Source organism: Rickettsia fournieri (assembly GCF_900243065.1).
In the GTDB taxonomy this organism is placed as follows: domain Bacteria; phylum Pseudomonadota; class Alphaproteobacteria; order Rickettsiales; family Rickettsiaceae; genus Rickettsia; species Rickettsia rickettsii.
Genome location: NZ_LT978484.1, coordinates 152,102 through 175,936, shown reverse-complemented (window position 1 = coordinate 175,936; position 23,835 = coordinate 152,102). Strand labels below are relative to the sequence as shown.

Here is a 23,835-nt window from a genome sequence, read left to right as displayed (position 1 = left end):
AGTAATAGTTTTACACAATAACAATGTAATAATAAAAATACCTTTGATATGAATAATATATTTGGCTTCTTTAAATCAAGTAATAACTCGCAAATCGGTTCAGGAGATACACAAACGCAAGAAAGTATTAAATCGGCTAATCCTTTAAAAATTACTCAGAATTGGTATGAAGAGCGATCTGATAAGTTACTTGTTCAACGTAACTTACTTATCATATTAATAATACTACTAACCATTTTTATGGTTATAGCAACTTTAGTAATAGCCTTTGTAGTAAAATCTAAACAGTTTGAGCCTTTTGTTATTCAGCTTAATAGTAAGACCGGACGTGCCTCGGTGGTAGAACCTATTTCATCACCAGTGTTAACGGCGGATGAGTCTCTTACAAGGTATTTTATAAAGAAATACATAACGGCACGGGAAACATATAATCCGGTTGATTTTGCGACGATAGCTCGTACGACAATAAGATTATTTTCAACAAGCAGTGTTTATTACAATTATCTTGGCTATATAAGAAATAAAGATTTTGATCCTACTTTAAAATATAAAGAAGAGAATACTACATTTTTAGTAATAAAATCATGGTCAAAAATCGCAGCAGATAAATATATAGTTAGATTTTCCGTAAATGAAACATCAGGAAACCAATTAGTTTATAATAAAATAGCGGTAGTAAGTTATGCTTATGTGCCTATGCAATTAACAGATTCAGAACTTGATGTAAATCCTGTAGGGTTTCAAGTGAACGGATATAGGGTAGACGATGACAATAGTTAGATTTTATTTTTTAGTTTTTATATTATTAAGCGGTTTTACAGTACAACGAGAATGTCCACTTGTAGATGATCCATGTAATAGTAGTAATAATTATGTAGATGATTTATCTATAACTAAAGATAATAGGATAAAAACTTATATATATAATCCAAATGAAGTTTATTTATTAGTTTTGCATTTTGGCTTTCAATCTCATATAGAATTTGCTAAAAACGAAGAAATCCAAAATATAATTCTTGGGGATGCTTATGCTTGGAAAATAACTCCTTTGGCAAATAGATTATTTATTAAGCCTCTTGAAAAAGATATTCGTACAAATATGACTATTATAACTAATAAAAGAATATATGAATTTGATATCGCTTCTACGGAACTTATGATGGGTAACGAAAGGGATTTAGTATATGTAATTAAATTTTACTACCCTAAGAAAAATAGTAATTACATGGCAAGATTTTAATCGATGTCATTTCTGTGTAGATACGTCATTGCGAGCAGCCGTAGGCTGCGTGGCAATCTCATGAAATAATACAAACTCCTGAGATTGCGGACTTACAATTGCTCTGCGGTTTCCTCGCAATGATGGAAAACCGATCCACGCAACAATGACAATAAAAATACTTTAACTAATATAATTTAGATATGGCTGAAGAGCAAAATAACAATCATAATACCGGTTCTTTATCAGGAGCAGATTTTCCTGAAGTACAAAGAGAATTATCAAAAGTTTCGGTTAGCTTTAATAAGAGTATTGCGATAGTAGTCGTAATTTGTAGTATTTTTATATATATTTTTTATACTCTTTTTTTCGGTACTGAAAAAGAAGAAATACCGGAGACTCAGATACCGAGTAATATTGTAAAACCTGTTACGGAGGTTGATGATAATATTCCGGAGATTCCAAAGTTACCTGATCCGCCTAAGCTTGAGATGCCCACTGCTCCTCCACCGCCTCCCCCTCCGGTAGTAAAAGTTCCACCGGTCTTACCTCCTACTACTCCTGTAGAAGAGAATAAAGACAAAACGCTTCCATTGCCGCCGGTTTCGTTGCCTTCGACTTCAGGAACGTTAGTTGAGAGCGATGCAGAGAAGCAACGTCGTGAAGCAAAAAGAAAATCAGCGATAGTGTTAATTGGTGGTGTAGAGCCTAAAAAAACACCGGAACAGATTACGGCAGAAGCGACCTTTAAAGATCGCGGTGATATGTCTTTGGTTCTCGGACGCGGTAAATTAATTGATGCAGTCCTTGAAACGGCAATAAATAGTGATCTTGGCGGTGAAATAAGAGCCATTATTAGTAGAGACGTATTTTCTGAGAAAGATAAAGTTATATTGATACCGAAAGGATCAAAAATATTCGGTAAATATGCAACCTCAACTTCTTCAGATAGTTACGGTAGAGTTTCTATAATATGGGATAGAATCGATTTAACTAACGGTTATACTATAGAATTCGACTCACCTGCAGTTGATAATTTAGGTAGACCGGGATTACAAGGAAGAGTTGATAATAAATATAAAGAACAATTTGCAAATGCCGTATTACAATCCGGCTTTAATATAGGGCTTGCTAAAGTCCTTGATAAGTTAGTGCCGCCTCCTATAGCTTCTCAGGCAGCGGCTACCAATAGTGCTACGGCAAAACAATTGTTAAATACTGCTCAAACTATTGCGTCTAATACCGCTATGGATGCAAATACTAGGATAGTTACAATTTGTACTAATATACTTGCTGCTATTACCGATAAAACTTCGACTGCTTATACTACTATGACTCAAGCATGTACAACCGCACAAACTGCTTCTTCAGTGAATACTGCTGAGCAGAGACTTCAAACCTTAGTACAGGCAGTTAATACGGCAGCTTCAAGTTTGCTTACTACTACCTCTATAGCATCAACTCCGACGCAAGCACAACAAGCTTCTACTCAAGCTTTTACGGATGTAACGAATGTTGTAAAAAATATGATAACTCAGCAGCAGTTTAAGCCGACGACAACGGTTAATCAAGGTACGCCGGTTAGAATATACGTTAATAAGGATTATAAATTCCCAAAATCCGTTTTATTAAAATCGAAGGTAATGAAATGAATGAAGAATTTGCAGCCTTAGAGACGTTTTTACTTCCTTTTAAAAATTTATTTGCTGAAGACGGTATTAACGAAATTATGGTTAATAAGCCCGGAGAAGTATGGGTTGAAAAAAAAGGCGATATATATTCTAAGCAAATACCGGAACTGGATAGCGAACATCTACTTGCATTAGGGAGTTTAGTCGCTCAATCTACCGAACAGATGATTTCAGAAGAAAAACCGCTTCTTTCGGCAACTTTGCCGAATGGCTACCGTATTCAAATAGTATTTCCTCCTGCTTGTGAGATAGGACAAATCATTTATGCTATAAGAAAGCCTAGCGGTATGAATCTAACTTTAGATGAATATGCTAAAATGGGGGCATTTGATGATACTGCAACAGAGAGTTTAATAGATGAAGATGCAGTAATTTTAAATAATTTCTTAGCTGAAAAAAAGATTAAAGAATTTATTAGACATGCAGTTGTTTCAAAGAAAAATATCATAATTAGCGGCGGTACTTCAACCGGTAAAACTACTTTTACTAATGCGGCACTCACTGAAATACCTGCAATAGAAAGATTAATTACTGTAGAAGATGCTCGTGAGGTTGTGCTATCAAGCCATCCTAACAGAGTGCATTTACTGGCTTCCAAAGGAGGACAGGGGCGTGCAAATGTTACTACTCAAGATTTAATAGAGGCCTGTTTGCGTTTAAGACCAGATAGGATTATAGTAGGTGAGCTTCGAGGTAAGGAAGCTTTTAGTTTTTTGCGTGCTATTAATACAGGTCATCCCGGTTCAATATCAACACTGCATGCTGATAGTCCTGCTATGGCTATTGAGCAGTTAAAGCTTATGGTTATGCAAGCAGATCTTGGTATGCCGCCTGAAGAAGTAAAGAAGTATATTTTAACCGTTGTAGATATCGTTGTGCAGTTAAAACGCGGTAGCGGCGGGAAAAGATATGTTTCGGAAGTATATTATAAGAAGAACAAGAACGCTGAGGGGATGGTTTAAAAACGTTATTGCGAGGAAATTACGAAGTAATTGACGAAGCAATCTCAGGACACAATCCTGAGATTGCCAAGCTCCTTTTAGTTGCTCGCAATGACGTAAAAATGACTCCACGCAAAAACTAATATATAAGCATAAACTAGGAATATCAATTCATGGAATGGCATAAGATACTTAAAGTTACTAGAAATATATTCGGTCATGCTATAATTCATCCGGTTGTTATTTTTTGTACCATTTGGATAAGCGGTGCATTTGTTGCAATTTTTACTAATGAGGTTGGAGCTTTAGGTGTAAATATAAATGCTATAAATATTGCTTATAAGTGGGCTTACTGGCTTATTAACGTTTGGGGGCAGTTAAAAATTGCCGACTATAATTATTTAAAATTGAAGCTACTTGCCTCTCTTCTCAGTCCGGCTATTATTGTTATAATATTTTACATTAAAAATTTTGAAAGAATAAAATCATTACAATTTTTCAAACAAGATGAAAAAGTATATGGAGATGCAAGCTGGGCTAATCCGTCAGATATAGAGGCTGCAGGTCTTAGATCTAAGAAAGGTATGCTGATCGGTGTTGATGCCGGTGGATATTTTGTTGCAGACGGGTTCCAGCATGCTTTATTATTTGCTCCTACCGGTTCAGGTAAAGGTGTAGGGTTTGTGATACCTAACTTGTTATTTTGGAGTGATTCGGTAGTAGTGCATGACATAAAGCTCGAAAATCACGGGTTGACAAGTGGTTGGCGTGAGAAGCAAGGGCAGAAAGTTTTTGTATGGGAGCCTTCTAATCCTGATGGTGTTACTCATTGTTATAATCCGATTGATTGGGTTAGTACTAAGCCTGGGCAAATGGTTGATGACGTTCAAAAAATTTCAAATCTTATAATGCCGGAAAAGGATTTTTGGAATAATGAGGCACGAAGCTTATTTTTAGGCGTAACTCTATATTTAATAGCCGATCCTACTAAAACTAAATCTTTCGGTGAAGTAGTGCGTACTATGAGGAGTGACGACGTAGTTTATAATCTAGCGGTCGTACTCGATACGCTTGGTGGTGTAATACATCCTGTTGCATATATGAATATTGCTGCATTTTTGCAAAAAGCCGATAAAGAGCGTTCCGGCGTAATATCTACAATGAACTCATCGCTTGAATTATGGGCAAATCCACTTATTGATTCAGCTACAGCATCTTCTGATTTCAATATACAAGAATTTAAAAAAGTAAAAACAACCGTATATGTAGGGTTAACACCCGATAATATACAGCGTTTACAAAAATTAATGCAGGTGTTTTATCAGCAGGCGACAGAATTTTTAAGCCGCAAAATGCCGGATTTAAAGGAAGAGCCGTATGGAGTAATGTTCTTACTTGACGAGTTCCCGACGCTCGGGAAGATGGATACTTTTAAAGCCGGTATAGCTTATTTTAGAGGTTATAGAGTTCGTTTATTTTTAATTATTCAAGATACACAGCAGTTAAAAGGAACATATGAAGATGCAGGGATGAATTCTTTCTTATCTAATGCAACATATCGTATTACTTTTGCCGCTAATAACTATGAAACGGCAAATTTAATATCGCAGCTTGTCGGTAATAAGACGGTAGAACAAAGATCATTTAGTAAACCTTTATTTTTTGATCTTAATATTTCTACTAGAACTCAAAACGTTTCTCAGGTTCAAAGAGCTTTACTTTTACCTCAAGAAGTAATACAGTTACCGAGAGATGAGCAAATTGTTTTAATAGAATCCTTTCCGCCTATAAAATCTCGTAAAATTAAGTATTACGAAGATAAGTTTTTTACTAGTAGATTATTACCGCCGACTTTTGTACCTACTCAAGTACCTTTTGACCCTAGGGCAAATAATAATGAGGCTTCTGAAGAGACCGAAACAATAACTGTTCCGGAAAATAATGAGTAAAATGCGTTCAGCTATTATTGATATCGGTTCAAATGCTTTAAGAGCTGTAGTTTATGAAAGTGATGAGCTTGGAGCGCCGGAAATTTTTAATTATAAATTTAGAAATTATCTTACAAATTTACTTAATTTAGATAATTTAGACGTAAAACATCAAACATATTTATCTCTACAATATCTTATTCATATTTTTACCAAACTGTCCGTTACTAATATTAGATGTGTTGCAACAGCTATACTTAGGGGGCATCCTAAAGCAGATGAATTCAAAGCTATAATTAAAAAGAGATTCAATATTGATATTGAAATTATCTCAGGTGAACGTGAAGCTTATTTAACTGCTGCCGGGTTAATTTCCGGTATTAGTGATGCTTTCGGTATTGTAGCTGATCTTGGAGGTGGAAGTCTTGAGCTTGCACAGATTGGAAATAAAAAAGTCGGTAAATTAAAATCATTGCCGCTTGGTACAAAAATTATTGTTAGTAGCAATTTTGGTGATGTCGGGCTTATTACTAAAATGCTAGAGGAAGAATTTGGAACTGCACATTATCCTAATTTATATTTAATTGGCGGTGCATTACGTCTAATGAGCCGTATATACATGGAGTCTATAAATTATCCCCTTAAAAATTTACATAATTTTGAAATAAATCGTGTAGAGTTTGAGTTATATTTAGAGAAATTATCGCAAATCGATAAATTAAAGCTGAGTTATTACGAGCAGAAAGCCATAAATTATAATGCAGTTTTAGTAATAAAAGCAATGATTAAGGTATTTTCACCGGAAAAAATTATTATCTCAAATTACGGTTTAAAAGAAGGAGTAAGATTTGACTCGTTGCCGTCTCATGAAACAGAAAAAGATATTATTTATGAGAGGGTGAAGAGATTAGTAAAATTTGATAGAAATATATGTAAAATTGAAAAATATATTGAAGCAGTACAATATCTTTTAATTAATGCCGATGCCACGACTATTATTATTATTGAACTCGCTATAATGCTAGCACAATATAATAAAAATATTGATAAAACGCTTAGAGCAAATTTTGTTTCGGAATTTATATTATCTTCAGACATTCCTTTTAGTCATAGACAGCGTCTTATGCTAGGTATTGCCCTTACGGTTACTTATACTGCTAAAACTGACATGCAGATTAATAAAATAGCTAAGAAAATGATTAGTAAAAGTGATTATTACAACAGTCATATAATCGGTTATTATATAAAAATTGCTAGAGAAATTGATGGGCCAGAATTTCAAGAACCTTCTTTTTCGATTAAATTAAAAGACGATAAATTTTTACAAATTAATGCTTCAAATATCTTGCCTAAACAAGTCTTTGAAAAGGTTTGTGAACGTTTAAAAGATATAAGTTCTGCTAGAAAAAATATTAGGTATAATTTTAGTGATTAGGGTTTTTTTGTTATAGTGCCGGATAGTTTTCGAAAAGCCAGGTATGACATAAAAAGCGCCACACAACAATAGCTAAATTAATTACGCTCCATCAAATGTGTCACAATTATATTCCTTTGTACATCCTATAATAGTAGATTCCATTTTAGGAACTATGTGTTCCTCCCAAAAATCTGCCAGCGGTTGGATTGCATTAATAATACGTGAATCTTCGATGGAATGCAATAAATTATCTATACTAATTTCTAGATACCTAACTATGAACTCTGCAGCTCTATCATCTGATTCGCTGTGTATAAGATTTCCAATTCTTTCTAAGTAGTAAACTTGCTCGCTAGTAAGATCTTTATCTTTTATTATTTGCGGTAGAATCTTGGTTAATATACATTGCAATTGAACTTTTTGATCAGTTGCAAATAATTCATAATAATCCTGTTCTTTTACACAAGGTAATTTTAGTAAATTAATAATTAAATTGGTCATAATATGGGCATGAGAATTAGTTTTTATAACTTCCTCTAATTCTCTTGTATCTGTTTTTTCCGGTCTATAATTATTAAAGTAAAATATAGGTAATATAGTCTCATTTTTTAAATATTTAATCAATTCTTTACTATCGTTATATTTACTACTAATTTCATTTTTTTCCTCTGGTGTTAATATTAAATTTGCCGTTAAATCAAGTATTGGTTTTGCCGCTCTACTACTATTCATATGAACTATTAATTAAGCGCTTTAAGCTTTCAAAATTTTTAGGCAAAAATATTTTATCATCATTTTGATATGGTACATTTTTTACGAAATCTGTTTTCAAAATTTGAAAACTATTATTTAGTGGGATACTTGCATTGTAAAAAATTTTCTCTATTGCATAATGTCCAAATTCATGTGCTATTATTGATTCTAAATTTAATTTTTCTGCGCCTATACCTATTAGGTTATTGTCTCAATCGTAATGAGCAAATGATTTATTATCAAATATTATTTTTAGGCTATCTTGCACTTTAATATTAGCCGTTATATAGGCTAATAACTTATTTGTAGGCCCCTATTGCAAAAGCTTTGTATAGTTATGAAGAATTATATTGTCATTTAAATCGCTTACATTGTTAAGTCCTTGTCATTAAAATAGTAATATCAGAGTTTTCGCTATATGCAATTGGTGATAATTTTTCTATTTTAAATTTTGCAATATTAAGTTCTTCAATATTTATCTCAATTTTATTATCTTCAATAAAGCTTTTAAACTATTGAAAACTTAAATAACTAGCTAATTTTTTAATTCAAATCCTTCTATTTTAAGTTCACTAATTGCATTGTTATTTTGCTCCTCAATCGCTCTCTTCTTAAACTTAATCAACTCTTGCAACATGCTGCTTTTGTATCTCTATATTGTATAGTATCAAAATTTATAAATGCTGCTACATCAAGCATAGATGTATCATCGATGTTATGTATATATCTATCGTATTCAGCAGAAGTAAAGTGGCTAGGGTTAGCATAAGAAATAATAAGTTTATATGCTTCTAGATCAAATGACGTAATGGCATGATGTAACCCTAACAATTATAGCTGTTCTTAGATGCTAAAATTGATTTTATTTTGTCATATTTTTTAGTTTTTATAAAATTTTTTATTAGCTTATTCAAAGCTGTTGTGGGTCATTGTAAATAATATTCAGATGGTAAAGACATGTTTTATATCCTATCAAGTTGCTATATTTCATGGTAATATGTTTTATAATAAATAGTATATCTTTCTATTTGTAAAGAAATAATTTTAATTACATTAACGAACATTAACATCTTATTAAGCTCTCTTAGTCTACCTCCCAAATCATTATATAATCCTGAAAACAACAAATATATTAGGATATATGATAAAATCGGCATAGAAGCTTATCGAGAAAATGTTATAGTATATAGATGTATTAATTTAATTGCACAATCGGCGGGACATGTTCAGTGGAAAGTGCTTAAAAGTAAAACCGGAGAAGTAATATTAGACTATCCGGTGCATTATTTACTAAAAAAACCGAATCCCAAAAAAGCCGGAGCGGATTTTGTTAGTGAGCTAATTGCAAGCAAATTATTATGCGGTAATAGTTATATTTTATCAGCTCTAGACTCGTACCCTAAAGAGATTTATTTACTACCGGCTCTTGCTACGGAACTGGTTATAGAACATAACAATTTAGTTGCTTATTTTGATTTGCCCAAATTATTTGTCCGTTAACTCTTGCAGTACCGAAAATGAGCGGTATAGGTTCGCCGTAATTAGCTGTTACATATTTAAAACTTTCTTTGAAATTTTTAATATTGTCATATTCTATCGGTTCGTGATTTAGTTGATCTAAATACTCACCAAGCATTTTGCCGACAAATCTTCCCACGCTTGAAAATATGCCACCGCCAAATGCATTTCCAACAGTACCGACAAGCGAACTACAAACATATTTACCATATTATAATTTAATATGGATTGATATTAGCAGTATGATGTGGTAACACTAATATATGTCATGCCTGCGAAAGCGGGAATCTAGGAAAACATATAAAAAAACAAGCTTTTATATGTTTATTTTGTCAAACATGTACCAATTATTAAGGTTATTTTTTCTGGATTCCTGCTTTCGCAGGCATGACATAGAAAATCACAGGGTGATATGCTGCCTTTAAAAAAATGGAAATCATAAATGTTTAAAAAATATATATTTATTCTAATATTATTTATTGCTTCTATAGCTTGTGCAGAAATTATAGAAGTGGATAGTTTAAATAAAATAAAACAAGATTTTAAAGAAAATTATAATAAAAATTATGTACCTCAGGATTTATTAGTAGTAACGGTTCTAGATGAATTTTTGTTTAAGTCTTTAGTGCCTATCGTTGCACAGCTTGATAAAGACATTTATCTTACACTAACTCCTCTTTTACGTAATATTAATAAAAATTCAAAAACTATTTATATAAAGCAATTGATTTTAACTAATGATAGTTATAAGAAAGAATTACAAGAATCTGATTTTCCAAATTTTGTAAATGAAATGAGTAATAGTAAAATCCCCATAATAGCAGTAAATGATGGGTTTACCGGTAATTTTAATAATATTCCTAAATTTGAGATATGGTTTGCCGATTATTTAAAGAAAAATTTCGATATTGATTTTTCAAATAGTTTTCCAAACAATAATTATATTATTTTTAATAATTTAGACAGTTTTGCTAATACTTATCCGGTATTTTATAAGGGTATATTGACGAGTAATAATATATCGGAAGCGGAAATGATACTCAATTTCCTTATTCAAATGAATTTTATACCGAAATGCTTTATAATGATTAGTAGTAGCATAGAATTGTTAAGCTCAATGGAATTGCAACTTAGTAGTTATAGTTCTAATATATTATTTATTGGTTATCATTATAATAATAAAAATACTCTGAAAAATAAAGATGTTGCATATTATACTAAACTGATTAATGATTTAATATCTCAAATAAATAAGCTAAAAAGAAATAATCCACCTTTAAAGAATAATAATGCAAAAGGTAAAAATCCTTATGACACGAATAAATAAAGTTTTATTGAGTTTACTTTGCTTAGTTATTTCGTATGCGGGCTACGGTCAAATTATTCCTACTTACTCCGTAGATTCAGTAACAATGAAAAACTTATTACCGAAGATAGATGCAGATACGTTGGTACTTATAAATATAGATAATACTATCATAACACCGAAATCCAAATTATTTCGATATCAGGATAATTCTTATATAAATTTTACTAAATATTTATATAGTCTTGCAGCGGATAACGCATCAGTTAATAAAACTATTGCAAAATTGATAGTGCAGCGTCAAATGATGCTTGTTGAATCTAAATGGGTAGATTTAATTAATAAGATGAAACAGCAAGGTGCAACGGTTTTAGGTCTTCAGGAAATAACGGCCCCATGTAATTTAATTGAAAATTATGAAGGATGGTTATATACCTTACTTTACGGACTCAATATTAATTTTACTAATAAAGTTAATGATAAAGATGTATTTAGATTTAATCCAAGCGATGCTGAAGCCCCTATTTTTTATTTAGGTATAATATTTACCGGTAATATAAATAGAGTAAAAGCTCTTGTAGAGTTCTTAAAAATTATACCGAAACAACCTAAAAAAATAGTAATTTTTGCAAATAATAAAAAAGATTTAGAAAATATGGACTCTTATTTAAGTATGGTTGATATAGGATATTATGGAATTGAATATTTGGGGTGGCAAATGTTACCGGGGTCACCTGATCATCAAATCGCTGAGTTGCAGCAATCTACGTTTTTAAATACCGGTCAGTGGTTAGAAGATGATACAGCTGCAAAGATGTTAAATAAATAATTATGAATGACAATTTAATTAATGCTTTAAAAGATTTAATTATTAATACCGGCAAGATTGCACTAGATATAAAAAAGGCAGGAATATTGACTGATATTAAATCAGATGGGTCAGTAGTCACTAATGCCGATAAGGAAATTAGTAAAATAATTTATCAAACTCTACAAACCTTAACCTCTCAAATAGCTATAGTATGTGAAGAGCAGCCGCTACCTATATTCAGCAGTGATACTTTTTGGTTAATCGATCCTATTGATGGGACATGGAGCTATGTAAACGGTAAAAGTACATATACGGTCAATATAGGGCTTATTGAAAACGGTTTTCCAACCATCGGTTTGATATATCACCCTGAAACAGCAAAGCTATATTATACCGATGTAAACGGTCGGTTAAAAATCGAACAGAATTCTAAAGAAATATTTGTTAATCATGAACTTAAACATGAAGAGCTTAATGCGGTAATAGGTTTTTATAATTCAAATAAAGCTACTAAAGAATTTTTAAGTAAGTATTCATTCGGTCAAATAAATGCAATAGGCAGTTCAATTAAACTATGCTTAATTGCTGAAGGAGCAGCTGATATATATCCAAAATTCGGTCAAACTATGGAATGGGACATAGCGGCAGGTCATGCTTTAATTAAAGCCGGCGGTGGTAATATTTTAGATACGCATGGACAAGAAATTACTTACGGTAAAGAAAGTTTCGCTAATCCTAATTTTTTTGCCTGTAGTAAATATTGGTTGGAAAGGGAGGCAAGGTTGCATAGATACTAGGTCGTCATTGCGAGCAGCCGTAGGCTGCGTGGCAATCTCATGAAATAATAACAAACTCCTGAGATTGCTTCGTCAAAACTTGCAGTTTTTCCTCGCAATGATGAAAAAACTGATCCACGCAGGCACTGCCAAACTCGCATCAAACCAACTTCTTTAACTCATAAATTAACTCAAGTGCTTCTTTAGGGGATAGTTTATCAGGATCGATAGTGCTGAATTTTTTATCTAATTTGCTGCTTATAGTAGTTTTATTAGGTTCAAGATAAAACAAACTCAAATTATTTGATTCCGTTGATAAAATATTTTTTCCTTTACCTGTAGAAGTTTTTTCAAATTTAAGCAGAATCTGCTCAGCTCTGTTTATAACACTCGCAGGAAGACCGGCAAGAGCCGCAACATGAAGACCGTAGGACCTATCGGCAGCACCTGATATAATATTATGTAAAAATAGAATATCTTTACCTGACTCCTCAATAGCAATAGTATAATTTTGCAAAGCCGGCAGGAAATTACTCATAACGGTTAGCTCATGATAGTGCGTTGCAAATAAACAGCGACATTTCAGCTTATCATGAATATATTCAAGCACCGACCATGCTATAGATACCCCGTCATAAGTGGATGTGCCTCTACCTACCTCATCAAGTATGATTAGTGAGTTTTTTGTAGATTGAGCAAGAATTGCCGAGGTTTCAAGCATCTCTGCCATAAAGGTCGATTGTCCCTTAATTAAGTCATCGGCAGCACCTATTCGGCTAAATATTTTGTCGACTACCCCTATTTTAGCACTTTTTGCCGGCACAAACGAACCTATTTGAGCAATGATTGCAATAATGGCGTTTTGACGTAAAAAAGTACTTTTACCTGCCATATTAGGACCGGTAATTAACCAAATACGCTCAAGCTCTGATAAATGACAATCATTATATACAAAGCTTTTGCTTTCTTGCTGTAGTGCTTTCTCTACTACAGGATGCCGTCCTTTAACGATATCAAAGCTTAAATCATCGGTAAACTCAGGCTTAACATAATCATATTCATCAGCGATGTAAGCAAAATTACAAAATACGTCAAGCCCGCTTAAGGAGTTTGCAAACATTCGTAAATAGGAAGCTTTTTCGATTACTTGGCTACAAATATCCGCATATAATTCTTTTTCTAAGCTTATTACTAAGGTTTTAGCGTTGACTAACTCACTTTCAAGCTTTTGTAGTTCAGCAGTAGTGTAACGAACATGATTAACCGTTGTTTGACGGTGAATAAATTTGGGATCAAGGATTTTATTAACATTTTTAGCGGTGATATCGATAAAAAGCCCTATAACATTATTATGAGATATTTTTAAACTGTCTATTCCCGTTTCTTTGCGATATTGATCTTTTAGCTTTTCAATATATAATTTTCCGTTATTAATTAAATCATGTAATTGGGCTACTTTCGGATGATATTCATGTTTTATTATACCTCCGTCATTTAAATTATTTGGTGCATCTTCTCGTATTGTTTCGTCTATTAAATTATATAATTCTGCATCGCCTGATAGAGGTTTAATAATTTTTTCGATAAAATCAGGTAAATTAAAACCGTAAGCGTCAAAGAATACTCCTTTAATAATCGTTGCCGTTTCTAAAGTATATTTAATGCTCAGTAAATCACGACCTGAACTTCTGTTCATCGTAATACGTGTTAAGCAGCGTTCTATATCACTAGTTTTTTTTAGAAGTTCTCTAATTTTTTTGACTATTTCTAAGTTGGAATAAAAGAACTCGGTAATATTTAAACGATGATTTATTTTAGCAATGTTGGTTAAAGGACTTGAAAGAAAATTATATAATAAACGTCCGCCTTGTTTAGTAACCGTATGATTAAGGGTGCTTAATAAACTTCCTTGCGAGCCGCCTTGTGAGTTTGTTACAATTTCAAGGTTGCGTCTAGTAGAGAAATCAATAGTCATATAGCTATGAAAATTGATAATTCTAGGGATTGGCAAATGAGGAATATTTTGTTTTTGTGTTAACGATAAATATTCTAAAACGCTACCTATGGCACAAATTTGACTACTAGATATCTCGCCAATTCCTTTAATATCTTTCATTTTATAAAAATCTAAAATGATTTTTTCGCATTTATTAATCGCAAAAAAACTATCAACTTGATAGGTAATACGAAAATTTAATTGTTTGAAAATACTATCCGCAAGATTAGAAGATCTCAGATTTTCGCTAAGCAGAATTTCACGAGGTTTTAAACGAGCCAGCTCATTAAGAATTTCCGTTTCCGGTACATTAACTACAACAATTTCGGAAGTAGAAAGATCAACATAACAAAGGCTAGCTGTTTCTTTATTTTTCGGTATTACGAGACTTGCTAAATAATTAGGTTCGGCTGAAGCAATTAAATTTTCTTCAATTATAGTTCCCGGAGTTATAATACGTGTAACATCCCTAGTAACTACCGCTTTATAACCGCCTCTATTCTTTGCTTCTTCAGGTGTTTCTAGTTGATCACAAATAGCAACCTTATAATTTTCTTCAATTAACTTAGTTAAATAATTCTCAAGGGCATGATAAGGTACCCCGCACATCGCAATTTCTTCTTCGCCGTTTTTGCCGCGCTTTGTTAAAGCAATGCCAAGTACATTGCTTGCTAGAATTGCATCTTCATAGAACATTTCATAAAAATCACCCATTCTAAATAGTAGTAAACAATCTAAATGAGCAAATTTAATGTCTAGATATTGCTGCATCATTTTCGTTGCAACATCGTAATTATATTTTTGTTTCAACTCTTGAAGATTCATATTAAGCAGCATAATTTATATTATAGTTTGGCTTTATTGCATGGATACCGAATCGTCATTGCGAGCGACTACAAGGAGAGTAGCAATCTTATGAAATAGTGCAAAATGCCTGAGATTGCCACGTCGAGGCTTTGCCTCTTCTCGCAATGACGGATAATAACAATGTTTAACAGTTTATACAACTATTTTATCTTTGATAGGCGGGTGCTATGTCTGCCGCCTTCAAATTGGGTAGTTAAAAACTTATCTATAATATCAAATACTATTTTTGGGTCTATGGTTTTTGCTCCGAGTATCAAGATATTAGCGTCATTATGAGCTTTAGCATTTTCGGCAGTTAATATATTGTTGCACAAAGCGGCTCTTATTTCCGAGCTACGATTCGCAGCTATAGACATACCAATCCCCGTATCACTAATTAAAATACCGATAGGTGCTGATTTTTCAATAATAATATCTACTACTTTCTTAGCATAATCAGGATAATCAACGGTTTGTGTATTATTTGTTCCGCAGTCATAAATCTTTAGAGATTTCTGCTCTAAATAATTGATAATTTCAGACTTAAGCTCATAACCTGAATGATCACTAGCGATGACAATATTATAAGTTTTCATAGTTAATTTTTTGATGGAAAATAATGATAAAAATTATATACTATGTAAGATTTGTTTTCTAATGTAAATAATAGTTTTGTTAAATATATGAAATATCCTGTTGTACTTAGTATCGTTATATGTTTTTGTTTAGTTGCTTGTGTTGATCAGACACCGGCTCCAATTGAGTATAAAGTGGGAGATGTTACTGCAAATAATAATTCTACTGCACTAGATCACGATGAGGGTATGATAGTTCAAAGAACTATGGAAGACAATCCCGCGTCAGAAAAAGTTAGCGGTAGACTCGAAGAGCCAAAGGCAAAAATTATAGAAGATGATAATGATGATATTGAGATTCCTATGTCTCGGAATGAAGACGAAGATGAAGAAGCGATAGAACAATTAAACTTTGTAAAACCGTTAAATGGGGTAATTATTAACGAGTTTAAAGCTGGTAAAAGTAAAGGGATAGATATTGCAGCTAAAGAATATAGTGAAGTTAAATCGATAGCTGCAGGAACGGTAATATATTCAGGTTATAATAAGCAATTCGGTAATTTAGTAATAGTTAAATTAGATAAAGACGATCTAGAAGTAGCATATGCGAGTTTAGATGATTTATTACTGAAAAAAGGTGATAAAATTGCTAGAAATAGTGTTATCGGACATGTAGAACATAAATTATATTTTGCTATGCGTAAAAATAAAATAGCAGTTGATCCTAATAAGTATATAGAATTTTAAATGGAAGATGTTATTACTCTTACCAAATATGGTGAACCTCAAAATGTTATAGTAAGAAGGAGTAGCAAAGCTAAAAATATAGCCATCCGCATTACGTCTAAAGGTGCAGAGCTTGTATTACCTCTTAAGGTAAAAGCCAAAAAGGGTCATAATTTTTTGTTAAGTCAAGAATATTGGGTTAGGCAAAAATTACGTCGTAATGTAACTGCGATACCAAAAGATGAAGATAAGATTTCTATTTTGGGTAAATCTTATGAAATAATACATATTGATTCGTCTAAAAATCAGATAAAATTAAATGATTCTACGTTAGAAGTGTATTGTTGTAGTCAGGTACTAAAAAAACTTAGTATAGAAGTATTCCTTAAAAAGAAATTATTAGCAGAAATAAAAATAATAGTAGAGAATATATCTAAAAAACATAATTTGACTTATTCCAATATTAGAATAATGGAAAATGTTAGCCGTTGGGGGAGTTGTTGTAGCAAAGGGAATCTTGTTTTTAATTGGCGGGTAGTTTTTGCCCCCTTTGAAGTACTGAAATATTTAGTAGCTCATGAAATGGCACATTTAAAAGAAATGACCCATAGTAAAAATTTTTGGGAGCTAGTTGAGGATATATATCCCGAATACCAACCGGCAAAATTATGGCTAAAAAGAAACGGTAAGAATTTATATAGTTATTTGCCATAACTTTATGTCATTCCCGCGAAAGCGGGAATCCAATCCAATACTTTAAAGCTTTTTAAAAGCTCGATTTATCTTGCTTTACGCTGGATTCTTGTTTTTGCAGGAATGACATCGGAAAGGTTAATTTAAAGAAAAACATAAAGGACAAATAGAATGCATAACACCACAAAAAGAGTAACAGTCCCGGCACTTGAAGAAATCTTATATGAGCCTATAAAAGTGTTAGATTACGGCTTTATTAGAGTTATCGACTATATGGGGGATGATAGTGCTATAGTACAAGCAGCTCGTGTTTCTTACGGTAAGGGTACGAAGCAATTAAACCAAGATAAAGGGCTGATAAACTACTTGTTTCGTCATTATCATACCACTCCTTTTGAGATGTGTGATATCAAGTTCCATATTAAACTACCGATATTTATTGCAAGGCAATGGATTAGGCATAGAACAGCTAGCGTTAACGAATATTCGGCAAGGTATTCTATTTTAGGTAATGAATTTTATCTACCTGAACCGGCAAATATTGCTTCCCAATCTGCTGTAAATAAACAATGTAGGGAAGGGGGTAGCTTACCGAAAGAAGTGGCTGAAAAGGTCCTTGCAATTTTAAAGGAAGATGCTAGACAGTGCTACGGGCATTATAAGGAACTGATGAATGCCGATGAAGATGGTAATATTATAGATGAGAACGCCACAGGGATAGCAAGAGAGCTTGCTCGTATGAATTTAACTTTAAATTATTATACGGAATGGTATTGGAAGATTAATTTACATAATTTACTTCATTTTTTAAGATTGCGAGCCGACCCTCACGCTCAATATGAAATTAGAGTTTATGCTGAAAAGATGCTTGAGATAGTCAAAGCTTGGGTTCCTTTTGCTTACGAAGCTTTTGAAGAATATAGTTTGCAGGGAGCAAATATTTCACGTAAAGGTTTGTATGTAATTAAAAGAATGATAAATGGTGAAAAAGTTACCTATGAAACTAGTGATATGACTAAGAGAGAATGGGAAGAACTGATGAAGATTTTTGGGTAATGTATGTCATTCCTGCGAAAGCAGGAATGACATACAACAACCATAACGGAATTTGATAAAAAGGAGTATTTTAAGTGCGAAATATTATATATTTTATACTATCACTATTATTTAGCGTTACCAGCTATGCACTTGAAACAATAAACATTGAGCATGGGCGAGCTGACCCGACACCTATAGCGGTCAATAAATTTGATGCCGATAGTTCTGCCGCTGATGTATTAGGTTACGATATGGTTAAAGTTATCTCTAATGATTTAAAGCTTTCTGGGTTATTCCGTCCTATTTCTGCTGCCTCTTTTATAGAAGAGAAGACAGGAATAGAATATAAACCGCTTTTTGCTGCATGGCGTCAAATTAATGCTAGTCTTTTAGTAAACGGTGAAGTTAAAAAACTAGAAAGCGGTAAATTTAAAATTAGCTTTATATTATGGGATACGTTGCTTGAAAAACAGCTCGCCGGTGAAATTCTTGAAGTACCGAAAAATCTATGGAGAAGAGCAGCACATAAAATTGCCGATAAAATTTATGAAAAAATTACCGGTGATGCCGGTTATTTTGACACTAAAATAGTGTATGTATCAGAAAGCAGCTCTTTACCGAAAATAAAAAGAATTGCTTTGATGGATTATGACGGGGCTAATAATAAATACCTTACCAATGGAAAGTCACTAGTCTTAACCCCAAGATTTGCTCGTTCGGCGGATAAGATTTTTTATGTTTCATATGCTACTAAAAGAAGAGTACTCGTTTATGAAAAAGATTTAAAAACAGGCAAAGAAAGTGTAGTAGGTGATTTTCCCGGTATATCTTTTGCTCCTAGATTCTCACCGGACGGTAGAAAAGCTGTAATGTCGATAGCTAAAAACGGCTCGACGCATATTTATGAAATCGACCTTGCTACTAAACAGCTTCATAAATTAACTGATGGATTCGGTATTAATACCTCTCCTAGCTATTCACCGGACGGTAAAAAAATTGTATATAATTCCGATAGAAACGGTGTGCCTCAATTATATATCATGAATTCAGACGGAAGTGACGTTCAGCGTATTAGTTTTGGCGGTGGTTCTTACGCAGCTCCTAGCTGGTCGCCTAGAGGAGACTATATAGCATTTACTAAGATTACTAGAGGAGACGGAGGCAAAACTTTTAATATCGGAATTATGAAAGCATGTCCTCAAGATGATGAGAATAGTGAAAGGATAATAACAAGCGGATATTTAGTCGAAAGTCCTTGTTGGTCGCCTAACGGACGAGTTATTATGTTTGCTAAAGGTTGGCCGTCGAGAGCTAAAGCTCCGGGAAAAAACAAAATTTTTGCAATTGATCTAACAGGTCATAATGAAAGAGAAATTATGACACCGGAAGATGCTTCTGATCCAGAATGGTCAGGTGTACTGAACTAATGTCATTTCTACGAAAGCATTGTTGGGTGGATCGTTTTTCCGTTGTCATACCGTGACTTGATCGCGGTATCCAGTAAAAATACTATTGTTGTTTTTGGATCCTGTGGTCAAGACATGGGATGACAGTCCAATAAGGCTTAAGCTACTTCTCTACTATGGTTTAAAATAAACTTCTTTATTTTTTCAAAAGCCGTATTTTCTATTTGTCTAATACGTTCCTTAGAAATATTATACTCATTGCTTAGAATATCTAGAGTTTTAGGAGTATCCGTTAATTTACGCTCTGTTAAAATACGAAGTTCCCTGTCGTTTAAAATCTTCATAGCATTTGATAGTAACTGCCTTTTACTGGTAGAATTTTGCTTATTAATAGCCATAGCTTCAGGAGTAGGGCGTGTTTCCGGTAATAGTTCTATTAATTCTCCGGATTCTGCATCGTCACTATTTATAGAGTTATTTAACGATAAATCAGGACCTGAAATTCTAGTATTCATTTCAGAAACTTCATTAACCGAAACACCTAGCTCATCTGCTATTTGTACAAAATCATCGGTAGTAATAGCCCTTGAGTATAAATTAGTAATTTTATGCTTAACTTTATTAAGACTAAAAAATAATTTTTTTTGTGCGGCCGTTGTTCCCATCTTTACTAATGACCAAGATTTTAATATATATTCTTGTATGGCTGCTTTAATCCACCACATCGCATATGTTGATAGGCGAAAACCAAGTTCGGGATTGAATTTTTTTACTGCCTGCATTAAACCTATATTACCTTCTGAAACCAATTCGGTAATAGGAAGACCGTAAGTCCTATAGCCGCTTGCAATTTTTGCAACAAGTTTAAGATGGCTTGTTACTAATTTATGTGCAGCTTGTAAATCATTCCCTTCTAAATAGGATTTTGCTAATAACAATTCTTCTTCTTGCGTAAGTGAAGGAATTTTATTGATTTTCTGTAAGTAGCTATAAAATCTTGATTCGCTAGAAATTGCTAATGCATTATTATTAGTCATACTAACCTTAAAAACTATTTTTTTATACTAACTTTATACTAACACATATATGATCTAAAATAAACTTTTTCTAGAGTATTTTTAAATAAAATCAAATAATGTCTAAAAAATCCAATAAAAATTTAGCTTTTTCCTTGCTGGGATTAATAATTAGTATGGTGTTACTCAGTTTTGCTTCCGTACCTATCTATAATTTATTTTGTAAAGTTACAGGATATGGCGGTACTACTGCAAAAGAAACGGTGAGTGTATATTCTAAGGTAAAAGGCACTAAACCTATAATTATCGAGTTTGATGCTAATGTTGATAAAGATTTACCTTGGCGGTTTATTCCAAGGCAGCAAAGAGTGCAAATTGTTCCGGGGCAGAATACTATAGTGTTCTATGAAACGGAGAATCTAAGCGATAACGATATAATAGGTACTTCCGTATATAATGTTACTCCAAATAAAGCAGGAAAATATTTCGTAAAAATTCATTGTTTTTGTTTTGAAGAACAATTATTAAAAGCCGGCGAAAAAGTCTTAATGCCGGTTACATTTTATATAGATAAGGATTTTGAGCTTGACCCTGAAATGCAAGACATTAAAGTACTTACTTTATCTTATAGTTTTTTTAAAGTACGAGAGATGTCGTCATTGCGAGGAAATTACGTAAGTAATTGACGAAGCAATCTCAGGAGTTTGTTATTATTTCATGAGATTGCCACGCTTTCTACGTTCGCTCGCAATGACGGCTTTGGAATTATGCAACAACACCGGCTCATTGAGTATACTCGATAACCCATTTACGAAGTCTAACAATCGGCGGAGTATTTATAAGAGCGGTAGCAGGTAAAACTTTGCCGTTAGTATTAAAATTAATTATAGGATCTATACCGTATATGCTATACCAAGGTTTTAACGGTGAGCTATTTGAATATTTACGGTGGAACCAAGATAAAGAAGGTGTTGTTTCTCCATATTCTATTACTTTAACCGATTGTGGATTTTTATGATATATAAGGCTCAGTACCGATTGATCGGAATGATGCCATTTATATTCATCGTAATTAGGATGGATATTATAATCTTTACCTGAAAGAATTCTAATATCTTCACAACTTTTTAGCCATTTTTCAATGAAAGAACGAGAAAGCTTGGTATTACGCACAATAATAACGGCACTCCAAATGTGATCGTCATTTCTGCATTCATCTGTAAGGCAATCCATTAAAGCAAAAGTTTCGCCTTTAACAAAACTACCGTTTTTACGATTGCGATCATGTACCAGTAATATATCATTATCGCCTAAAAGATTTGTTAAATTACTGATATGCTTTTTAATAACAAATGCTGAATCTAAATATACTATAATAGCTCCTTCTGGTGCATTTTTCATTGTTTCAAGTATAATATAAGGCTTCCATAGCCATAACCCCGCTCCTGCAGGTTCATTAAAAATTTCTTGGTTTTTTTCTATAAACGCTTGATTTATGTGCTTTTTCTTATAGTTAAATATGAAGTCTATACCTTTATTAATTGCATAATGAGTGGTTGCATTTTGATTACGATAAACATACTCCGGACCGTCGGCATAAGAAACTAAATAAATTGGTTCTTTTATGGAATTCTGAATAGATAAATCTACTTTTTGTAACGATAAGTCATTAATAAAACCTTGACGTGCATATTCTAAAATAATCAGTATGAAATAAATTAGAGCTAATGTAATAACTGTTTTGTATAATATTTTAAATAACATATAATTTTTGCATTATTTGAAGCATCTTGTCATTCCCAGGTGGATTAGTAAATCGTCATTGCGAGGAAATACGAAGTATTGACGAAGCAATCTCAGGAGTTTGTTATTATTTCATGAGATTGCTACGCAGCCTACGGCTGCTCGCAATGACGAAATCGATAATTATTAGACAACGCCAATATAGCATTTTAATATATTAAAAGATAGTGTTGTAATTTAATTATAAATTTAGTATAATTTGCTGTTTGTTTAAGGTTGGTATGATTAATTTAGGGGATAAGCAGTCTACTATAGTTGTCGCAATGTCAGGCGGGGTTGATAGTTCGGCGGTTGCCGCAATGCTGCATGAACAAGGACATAATGTTATAGGTATTACCTTGCAGCTATATGATTACGGTATGGCAGTAGGGAAGAAAAATGCCTGTTGTGCCGGTCAGGATATTTACGATGCTAAAATGGTAGCGAATAAGCTAGGTATTCCCCATTACGTACTTGATTATGAGAGCAAATTTAAAGAGTCGGTAATAGATAATTTCGTTGATAGCTATTTACAAGGTGAAACACCGCTTCCATGTGTGCAATGTAATAAATCGGTAAAGTTCAGGGATCTAATTAAAACGGCTAGAGAGCTTGGAGCAGATAAGCTTGCTACCGGTCATTACGTACGAAAAATAAACGGTGATAACGGAGCGGAATTACATACAGGGCTTGATCCAGCAAAAGATCAAAGTTATTTTTTATTTACGACAACTAAAGAACAATTAGAATATTTACGTTTCCCTCTAGGAGGGCTTACTAAGGATGAAACACGAAAGCTTGCTAGTAAATTTGGGCTTGAGGTAGCTGATAAGCCCGACAGCCAAGATATTTGTTTCGTACCTGACGGAAATTATAAGAGCGTAATAAATAAAATACGTCCAAATAGCAGTGCAAGCGGTAAAATTATTCACGTAAACGGGGTTGAGCTAGGAGAGCATAGCGGTATAATTAACTACACCATAGGGCAACGTCGTGGTCTTGGTATAGCTTATAATGAGCCTTTATATGTAGTAAAGATTGATCCTAAGGACAATATAGTATATGTAGGACCGGAGTCCGCATTAAACGTGCAGGAATTTATCATTAGAGATGTGAATTGGCTTGCAGATGAGATTAAAGATAACGAAAAGTTAGAAGTAGCAGTTAAAATTCGCTCGACAAGACCGCCGCGTCTAGCCGAAATAAGTAAACTCGGTAATGATAAAATGAAAGTAAAATTTTTATGCGAAGAAAAAGCCGTTGCCCCTGGACAAGCATGCGTTATTTATGCCGGTGAAAGAGTACTTGGCGGCGGATGGATTACTAGAGAGATAAGGTAATTGCGTCATTGCGAGGAGCGAAGCGGCATGGCAATCTAGTTAGACTTTCTGAGATTG

Annotated in this window: 23 protein-coding genes; 16 read left to right on the top strand and 7 right to left on the bottom strand. The window is 33.2% G+C overall.

Features of this window, described 5'->3' with window-relative positions; translation table 11 throughout:
- Positions 1-48: 48 nt before the first annotated feature.
- The 6 genes from C4Q30_RS03805 to C4Q30_RS03775 all read left to right on the top strand — a co-directional run bounded on the left by C4Q30_RS03805 (position 49) and on the right by C4Q30_RS03775 (position 7,214).
- A complete protein-coding gene (locus C4Q30_RS03805) occupies positions 49-780 on the top strand; it encodes a VirB8 family type IV secretion system protein (RefSeq protein WP_103897251.1) in 732 nt (243 codons plus the stop codon).
- Complete coding sequence (locus C4Q30_RS03800) at positions 767-1,240, top strand: TrbG/VirB9 family P-type conjugative transfer protein (protein WP_017443177.1); 474 nt, start codon at positions 767-769, stop codon at positions 1,238-1,240. Before C4Q30_RS03805 ends, C4Q30_RS03800 begins: the two co-directional genes overlap by 14 nt.
- Before the next feature lie 182 nt (positions 1,241-1,422).
- Positions 1,423-2,871 carry a TraB/TrbI/VirB10 family type IV secretion system protein gene (locus C4Q30_RS03795; protein ID WP_103897250.1) on the top strand — a complete coding sequence of 483 codons (1,449 nt, stop codon included), beginning with the start codon at positions 1,423-1,425 and terminating at the stop codon, positions 2,869-2,871.
- Entirely contained in the window at positions 2,868-3,872 is a 1,005-nt protein-coding gene (virB11, locus tag C4Q30_RS03790) for a P-type DNA transfer ATPase VirB11 (RefSeq protein WP_103897249.1), read from the top strand. Before C4Q30_RS03795 ends, virB11 begins: the two co-directional genes overlap by 4 nt.
- 152 nt (positions 3,873-4,024) lie before the next feature.
- Positions 4,025-5,800: a type IV secretory system conjugative DNA transfer family protein gene (locus C4Q30_RS03780; RefSeq protein ID WP_103897247.1), complete on the top strand. Its 1,776-nt coding sequence runs from the start codon at positions 4,025-4,027 to the stop codon at positions 5,798-5,800.
- Between the two features lies 1 nt (position 5,801).
- On the top strand, positions 5,802-7,214 hold the full coding sequence (locus C4Q30_RS03775; protein ID WP_103897730.1) for a Ppx/GppA phosphatase family protein: 1,413 nt from the start codon (positions 5,802-5,804) through the stop codon (positions 7,212-7,214).
- 81 nt (positions 7,215-7,295) lie between these two features.
- Here the strand turns inward: C4Q30_RS03775 and C4Q30_RS09635 are convergent, their stop codons facing one another.
- The gene (locus tag C4Q30_RS09635) at positions 7,296-7,928 is read right to left on the bottom strand and encodes a hypothetical protein (RefSeq protein WP_245207472.1); all 633 of its coding nucleotides are present in this window, start codon (positions 7,926-7,928) and stop codon (positions 7,296-7,298) included.
- Between the two features lie 642 nt (positions 7,929-8,570).
- On the bottom strand, positions 8,571-8,780 hold the full coding sequence (locus C4Q30_RS03765; protein WP_245207471.1) for a hypothetical protein: 210 nt from the start codon (positions 8,778-8,780) through the stop codon (positions 8,571-8,573).
- A 405-nt stretch (positions 8,781-9,185) separates the two neighbouring features.
- Between C4Q30_RS03765 and C4Q30_RS03760 the strand changes: the two genes are divergently transcribed.
- A complete protein-coding gene (locus C4Q30_RS03760) occupies positions 9,186-9,449 on the top strand; it encodes a hypothetical protein (protein ID WP_324602900.1) in 264 nt (87 codons plus the stop codon).
- Here C4Q30_RS03760 and C4Q30_RS03755 read toward each other — a convergent pair.
- Complete coding sequence (locus C4Q30_RS03755) at positions 9,391-9,618, bottom strand: host specificity protein (protein ID WP_103897245.1); 228 nt, start codon at positions 9,616-9,618, stop codon at positions 9,391-9,393. The two genes, C4Q30_RS03760 and C4Q30_RS03755, sit on opposite strands and share 59 nt — an antisense overlap.
- Positions 9,619-9,909: 291 nt before the next feature.
- On the opposite strand from C4Q30_RS03755, the gene C4Q30_RS03750 reads away from it, so the two are divergent.
- From C4Q30_RS03750 to C4Q30_RS03740, 3 genes are read left to right on the top strand one after another with little or no spacing between them, the layout of a single operon-like run.
- Positions 9,910-10,794 carry a DUF2608 domain-containing protein gene (locus C4Q30_RS03750; protein ID WP_103897244.1) on the top strand — a complete coding sequence of 295 codons (885 nt, stop codon included), beginning with the start codon at positions 9,910-9,912 and terminating at the stop codon, positions 10,792-10,794.
- Complete coding sequence (locus C4Q30_RS03745) at positions 10,757-11,602, top strand: DUF2608 domain-containing protein (protein WP_014014102.1); 846 nt, start codon at positions 10,757-10,759, stop codon at positions 11,600-11,602. Before C4Q30_RS03750 ends, C4Q30_RS03745 begins: the two co-directional genes overlap by 38 nt.
- Positions 11,603-11,604: 2 nt before the next feature.
- Complete coding sequence (locus tag C4Q30_RS03740; RefSeq protein ID WP_103897242.1) at positions 11,605-12,381, top strand: 3'(2'),5'-bisphosphate nucleotidase CysQ family protein; 777 nt, start codon at positions 11,605-11,607, stop codon at positions 12,379-12,381.
- A gap of 139 nt (positions 12,382-12,520) precedes the next feature.
- Here C4Q30_RS03740 and mutS read toward each other — a convergent pair whose 3' ends face one another.
- Positions 12,521-15,181 carry a DNA mismatch repair protein MutS gene (gene mutS / locus C4Q30_RS03730; RefSeq protein ID WP_103897728.1) on the bottom strand — a complete coding sequence of 887 codons (2,661 nt, stop codon included), beginning with the start codon at positions 15,179-15,181 and terminating at the stop codon, positions 12,521-12,523.
- Positions 15,182-15,363: 182 nt separating this feature from the next.
- Complete coding sequence (rpiB, locus tag C4Q30_RS03725) at positions 15,364-15,798, bottom strand: ribose 5-phosphate isomerase B (RefSeq protein ID WP_103897241.1); 435 nt, start codon at positions 15,796-15,798, stop codon at positions 15,364-15,366.
- Positions 15,799-15,849: 51 nt separating this feature from the next.
- Between rpiB and C4Q30_RS03720 the strand changes: the two genes are divergently transcribed.
- From C4Q30_RS03720 to tolB, 4 genes are all read left to right on the top strand, one after another.
- Positions 15,850-16,524, top strand: a complete 675-nt coding sequence (locus C4Q30_RS03720; RefSeq protein ID WP_209445203.1) for a murein hydrolase activator EnvC family protein — start codon at positions 15,850-15,852, stop codon at positions 16,522-16,524.
- On the top strand, positions 16,525-17,217 hold the full coding sequence (locus C4Q30_RS03715) for a M48 family metallopeptidase (RefSeq protein WP_103897240.1): 693 nt from the start codon (positions 16,525-16,527) through the stop codon (positions 17,215-17,217).
- Positions 17,218-17,367: 150 nt separating this feature from the next.
- Positions 17,368-18,252: an FAD-dependent thymidylate synthase gene (gene thyX, locus C4Q30_RS03710; RefSeq protein WP_103897239.1), complete on the top strand. Its 885-nt coding sequence runs from the start codon at positions 17,368-17,370 to the stop codon at positions 18,250-18,252.
- A 74-nt stretch (positions 18,253-18,326) separates the two neighbouring features.
- Positions 18,327-19,661, top strand: a complete 1,335-nt coding sequence (tolB, locus tag C4Q30_RS03705) for a Tol-Pal system beta propeller repeat protein TolB (RefSeq protein WP_103897238.1) — start codon at positions 18,327-18,329, stop codon at positions 19,659-19,661.
- A 137-nt stretch (positions 19,662-19,798) separates the two neighbouring features.
- Here tolB and rpoH read toward each other — a convergent pair whose 3' ends face one another.
- Positions 19,799-20,677, bottom strand: coding sequence for an RNA polymerase sigma factor RpoH (gene rpoH / locus C4Q30_RS03700; protein WP_103897237.1), 879 nt, complete (start codon positions 20,675-20,677; stop codon positions 19,799-19,801).
- A 98-nt stretch (positions 20,678-20,775) separates the two neighbouring features.
- On the opposite strand from rpoH, the gene C4Q30_RS03695 reads away from it, so the two are divergent.
- On the top strand, positions 20,776-21,342 hold the full coding sequence (locus C4Q30_RS03695; RefSeq protein WP_014014111.1) for a cytochrome c oxidase assembly protein: 567 nt from the start codon (positions 20,776-20,778) through the stop codon (positions 21,340-21,342).
- 97 nt (positions 21,343-21,439) lie between these two features.
- Here the strand turns inward: C4Q30_RS03695 and C4Q30_RS03690 are convergent, their stop codons facing one another.
- On the bottom strand, positions 21,440-22,420 hold the full coding sequence (locus C4Q30_RS03690) for a hypothetical protein (protein WP_103897236.1): 981 nt from the start codon (positions 22,418-22,420) through the stop codon (positions 21,440-21,442).
- A gap of 260 nt (positions 22,421-22,680) precedes the next feature.
- On the opposite strand from C4Q30_RS03690, the gene mnmA reads away from it, so the two are divergent.
- Positions 22,681-23,778, top strand: coding sequence for a tRNA 2-thiouridine(34) synthase MnmA (gene mnmA, locus C4Q30_RS03685; RefSeq protein ID WP_103897235.1), 1,098 nt, complete (start codon positions 22,681-22,683; stop codon positions 23,776-23,778).
- Positions 23,779-23,835: the final 57 nt, after the last annotated feature.

Coding starts and splice junctions, on each gene's coding strand:
- C4Q30_RS03805 (WP_103897251.1), top strand. CDS start 49: ATGAATAATATATTTGGCTTCTTTAAATCAAGTAATAACTCGCAAATC.
- C4Q30_RS03800 (WP_017443177.1), top strand. CDS start 767: ATGACAATAGTTAGATTTTATTTTTTAGTTTTTATATTATTAAGCGGT.
- C4Q30_RS03795 (WP_103897250.1), top strand. CDS start 1,423: ATGGCTGAAGAGCAAAATAACAATCATAATACCGGTTCTTTATCAGGA.
- virB11 (WP_103897249.1), top strand. CDS start 2,868: ATGAATGAAGAATTTGCAGCCTTAGAGACGTTTTTACTTCCTTTTAAA.
- C4Q30_RS03780 (WP_103897247.1), top strand. CDS start 4,025: ATGGAATGGCATAAGATACTTAAAGTTACTAGAAATATATTCGGTCAT.
- C4Q30_RS03775 (WP_103897730.1), top strand. CDS start 5,802: ATGCGTTCAGCTATTATTGATATCGGTTCAAATGCTTTAAGAGCTGTA.
- C4Q30_RS09635 (WP_245207472.1), bottom strand. CDS start 7,928: ATGAATAGTAGTAGAGCGGCAAAACCAATACTTGATTTAACGGCAAAT.
- C4Q30_RS03750 (WP_103897244.1), top strand. CDS start 9,910: ATGTTTAAAAAATATATATTTATTCTAATATTATTTATTGCTTCTATA.
- C4Q30_RS03745 (WP_014014102.1), top strand. CDS start 10,757: ATGCAAAAGGTAAAAATCCTTATGACACGAATAAATAAAGTTTTATTG.
- C4Q30_RS03740 (WP_103897242.1), top strand. CDS start 11,605: ATGAATGACAATTTAATTAATGCTTTAAAAGATTTAATTATTAATACC.
- mutS (WP_103897728.1), bottom strand. CDS start 15,181: ATGAATCTTCAAGAGTTGAAACAAAAATATAATTACGATGTTGCAACG.
- rpiB (WP_103897241.1), bottom strand. CDS start 15,798: ATGAAAACTTATAATATTGTCATCGCTAGTGATCATTCAGGTTATGAG.
- C4Q30_RS03715 (WP_103897240.1), top strand. CDS start 16,525: ATGGAAGATGTTATTACTCTTACCAAATATGGTGAACCTCAAAATGTT.
- thyX (WP_103897239.1), top strand. CDS start 17,368: ATGCATAACACCACAAAAAGAGTAACAGTCCCGGCACTTGAAGAAATC.
- rpoH (WP_103897237.1), bottom strand. CDS start 20,677: ATGACTAATAATAATGCATTAGCAATTTCTAGCGAATCAAGATTTTAT.
- C4Q30_RS03695 (WP_014014111.1), top strand. CDS start 20,776: ATGTCTAAAAAATCCAATAAAAATTTAGCTTTTTCCTTGCTGGGATTA.
- C4Q30_RS03690 (WP_103897236.1), bottom strand. CDS start 22,420: ATGTTATTTAAAATATTATACAAAACAGTTATTACATTAGCTCTAATT.
- mnmA (WP_103897235.1), top strand. CDS start 22,681: ATGATTAATTTAGGGGATAAGCAGTCTACTATAGTTGTCGCAATGTCA.